Origin of the sequence: Okeania sp. SIO2F4 (genome assembly GCF_010672385.1) — a bacterium.
Taxonomy (GTDB): Bacteria; Cyanobacteriota; Cyanobacteriia; order Cyanobacteriales; family Microcoleaceae; genus Trichodesmium.
In genome coordinates, this window is the sequence record NZ_JAAHGT010001007.1 from 1 (window position 1) to 3437 (window position 3437).

Below are 3437 nucleotides of genomic sequence, written 5' to 3' on the forward strand. Positions count from 1 at the left end.
GGAGGATTTGAAGGTGATGCTCAAAATCAGAGAAGCAACGTCAGTTTTCTTTTTAATTTCAGCTCAGACCATTGGTTAAACTGTTTACTACAAACTTTTTTTCAGGATGCACTAATCCTTTCTGCTGTACAATACCTACAAAATTTCGGCAAAACTAGGAAAAACCTTGTAATACCAGTCTAAAGATGCTTGCTTCCTGCTTCAACCAGGGAGGTTGGCCTCTTCCAGTTTACAGGCATAACTTCGGGTACAGCCTACCCTACTAAATTGATTAATTTACCTTGACTTGCTCTAGATGCTGCCAATTTACTGTTTTGCATCATGCCAGAAACTTTTAGTTGTTCCAACAACAAACAAAATATATTTATTGTTCAGTATATTTATGCTTTACGGTTTATGTTTACCAATTAGGTCAGCTACTCATCTACCGGAACAAATTGCTCAAGAACTGATAAATTATCGGAAATTCTATGAGTCTAGAGGCATAATTGTTTCAGACAATCCTGGTTTCATGGTATGGGAATGGAGATCGTAACTATCGCCATGGCACATTATATGTACTCTGAGATTTGATAAACTCAAAGGTTCTTCTACCCCTACTTTGGCAGCATTTGTATAAGACATTTCTATCGGATCTATAATTGTGACTGTGCCTTTACCCATGACTTGGATTTGACTATCTCTTTCAAACAACGCGCAGGTATCTTCGTCTATACCTATACCAACTTTGTCTGGGTGGGCAGCGATCGCGCTTAACAAACGGGCCATCCTATTCCGGTTATGAAAGTGTTGGTCTACTATTAACTCTGGCAATATCGCCAAACCGTTTGTCAGATCTACTAAAGATCTATTTGGTGATGAGCCACTACCACCACCTGCTATCATGTGATAGCCCATGACTGCTGCTCCTGCACTTGTTCCAGCCAGTGCTATTTTTCCTTCTAAAGCTTTACTTCTGATATTGTCCATCAAAGGGGTTTCAGCAAGTAGGCCACAAAGACGCAGTTGGTCTCCACCAGTCATAAATACTCCGGTGCAGTCTTCCAAATACTCCAGCCAGATTGGGTCTTCTCCCTGATACCTTTCCCGAATGTCAAATATTTTAATATCAACAGCGCCCATATCTTCAAAAACCCTACGGTATCTATCTCCTTGGGCTGCTGGTTCTCTGGAAGCTGAAGGAATAACTCCTAGTTTAGAATTTATTCCCCCTGCGCGATTAAAAAAAGTTTGTAGAATCTCTTTTCCATGAACTTTATCCTCTGCTCCTCCGATGACCATAATAGTTGTTTTTGTCGGACGTAATGTATCTAGTTCTAAGGCTTGAGACTCTAACTGCATCATCTTGTTAATATTGGACAGCAGGTACACATTCAATTTCTATAATTTCAATAATCTGTTATAATAGTAGACTATCTTATCACCTTGCAAGTCCCCAGCTTACTATAACAAAGCAATTTGATGTTATTACCCTCTTGCCATACTTTTTTACAACACCTTTAAGTTCAGGTTTGCTAGGGAAAGCTCTTGATAAATAAATAGATTGCTAAAGCTAATCTAGTTAATCTTTGTGATTATACCACAGATAAACATAATAGAAAGGAGAGCAACTCTCCCAAATCTTTCCTTCAGAAAGACTATGCCTCTGCATCTATAAAATCAAATTTGATTCCATCTAATAACTGTTGTTTGTATAATGCTTGGATTATTTTCAACCCTATACCATTTCCTCTAAAATTACTTTGAACCATAAATCTCCCAGTAATTGATGTATATAAAGGATGTGCATCTCCTACTTTTTCCATTTGATATTGTTTTGCATAGTAATCTAAATCTAAGTTTTCCAATTCTAAGTTTTTAGTATAATTGCATCTAATAGTGCCAACCAATTCATTATGATTGAGAGCCATGAATAGATTAGCAGATAAGTCCAATCGGTCTTATACTTTTTTTTATTGGTGGTTTGGCTCATAGTTTGGACATTTTTCAAACCATCCCAATTCTTCTACATAGATTTGATAGCGCAATTTGAAAATTTCTTCTCTTTCTTCAGGAGTCTGAGCTAATCTAATTTCTAACATATAATAATATAGTATTTATAATGTTAGTCTAAGAAAATCAAAAAAATGGCATAGGTAATTTTTCAATGTATAATAAATCCTCAAAAAAATGATATTTATAAAGGATTTATAGATTGTTAATTCTTAAACTTTATTCCTAGCTTTTGCTGTATATAGTCTGACAATTTATATTTTTTAAAAATATTTAGGGGTAAATGAGCAGCACCTTGAATATATCCCAAACAATTCTCACTTTGACAAATACAATTAAATCTTCTATCCATAGACCATTCTGTTGATGGATAAAAGAATGTAAACTCTTCTCCTATTTCTATATTTTTTCAGGCTACCAACACCATATTTTCAGTATCAAAGAAAACATTAGGATTGCAACTATGATTAATATATTGTAGGTATTCTGGGTTGAGCATAATATGTTGGCGATCGCCTATTTGGACTGTTAAATAATTGGGGCAATTGAGTATTTCTTTATAACCAAAATTACCGATTGCTTCTCCAGACTTAAAGTCAATAGTAGTATGTAGAGATTTATTTCCAGTAGTCTGACACTCCCGAATTTATGCAATGGAGCTAACTTTTGTTATTTTTTTACTTACCTGCATAAATTTTTATTTTATATATTTAGTCCTGACACAATAGTCTACAAAATTAATCTCAACAATTGAAAATTATACATTTTTCAAGATACCCTAATATACGATTAACTGCCGTGCGATTTGATGTTATCACCCTGTTTCCAGACTTTTTTACAACACCTCTCAATTCAGGTTTGCTAGGGAAAGCCTTTGACAAAAATATTGCCAAGGTTAATCTAGTTAATCCCCGTGATTATACCACAGATAAATATAAAAAAGTTGATGATGAGTCTTATGGTGGAGGAGTGGGAATGGTTTTAAAACCAGAGCCTATATTTGCTGCTGTAGAATCATTGCCAACTCTTTCACAACGAGAGGTAATTCTATTAACTCCCCAGGGAGAAAGAATGCACCAAGGAATGTTTCGAGAGTTGGCCACAGATTATGAACAACTGATTCTAATTTGTGGTCATTATGAAGGTATTGATGAAAGAGTCCAATATTTAGTTACTAGAGAAGTATCTTTAGGAGATTTTGTCCTTACAGGTGGAGAAATACCAGCTTTAGCTTTAATTAATGGTGTAGTCCGATTACTTCCTGGAACTGTAGGCGCCGCGACCGAAGAGCACTCGGCGTGCTTTTGTGGGTCGACTCTCCCGGAGGGTCTGCGGAAGCCTCGGACCTGATCCATCGAGAGGTCGTCCGGGTGAAGGAAAAGAAACCGGTCGTTGCGTATTTCGGTGAGGTCGCAGCGAGCGGCGGGTACTACGTGGCGGCACAC

5 protein-coding genes and 1 pseudogene are annotated in these 3437 nt (G+C 36.7%); 3 read left to right on the top strand and 3 right to left on the bottom strand.

All coding sequences use genetic code 11. The features are described 5' to 3' along the window. A partial coding sequence (locus F6K22_RS36335; RefSeq protein ID WP_293109517.1) for a hypothetical protein occupies positions 1 to 183 on the top strand: 183 nt, incomplete at its 5' end. 285 nt (positions 184 to 468) lie between these two features. Here F6K22_RS36335 and F6K22_RS36340 read toward each other — a convergent pair. The 3 genes from F6K22_RS36340 to F6K22_RS36350 all read right to left on the bottom strand — a co-directional run bounded on the left by F6K22_RS36340 (position 469) and on the right by F6K22_RS36350 (position 2081). Further along, entirely contained in the window at positions 469 to 1344 is an 876-nt protein-coding gene (locus F6K22_RS36340; RefSeq protein ID WP_293109519.1) for a cyanophycinase, read from the bottom strand. Between the two features lie 293 nt (positions 1345 to 1637). Then, positions 1638 to 1934: a hypothetical protein gene (locus F6K22_RS36345; protein WP_293109520.1), complete on the bottom strand. Its 297-nt coding sequence runs from the start codon at positions 1932 to 1934 to the stop codon at positions 1638 to 1640. Positions 1935 to 1952: 18 nt separating this feature from the next. Next, entirely contained in the window at positions 1953 to 2081 is a 129-nt protein-coding gene (locus F6K22_RS36350) for a hypothetical protein (RefSeq protein ID WP_293109521.1), read from the bottom strand. Between the two features lie 709 nt (positions 2082 to 2790). On the opposite strand from F6K22_RS36350, the pseudogene trmD reads away from it, so the two are divergent. Together trmD and F6K22_RS42730 are read left to right on the top strand one after the other, a co-directional pair. Beyond that, positions 2791 to 3333, top strand: a pseudogene (gene trmD, locus F6K22_RS36355) (tRNA (guanosine(37)-N1)-methyltransferase TrmD); the annotation flags it as partial. Between the two features lie 29 nt (positions 3334 to 3362). Continuing rightward, a partial coding sequence (locus F6K22_RS42730) for a S49 family peptidase (protein ID WP_363275199.1) occupies positions 3363 to 3437 on the top strand: 75 nt, incomplete at its 3' end.

Excerpts from the sequence above, each read along its gene's own strand:
- F6K22_RS36350 (WP_293109521.1), bottom strand. The coding sequence starts at position 2,081 with ATGTTAGAAATTAGATTAGCTCAGACTCCTGAAGAAAGAGAAGAAATT.
- F6K22_RS36340 (WP_293109519.1), bottom strand. The coding sequence starts at position 1,344 with ATGATGCAGTTAGAGTCTCAAGCCTTAGAACTAGATACATTACGTCCG.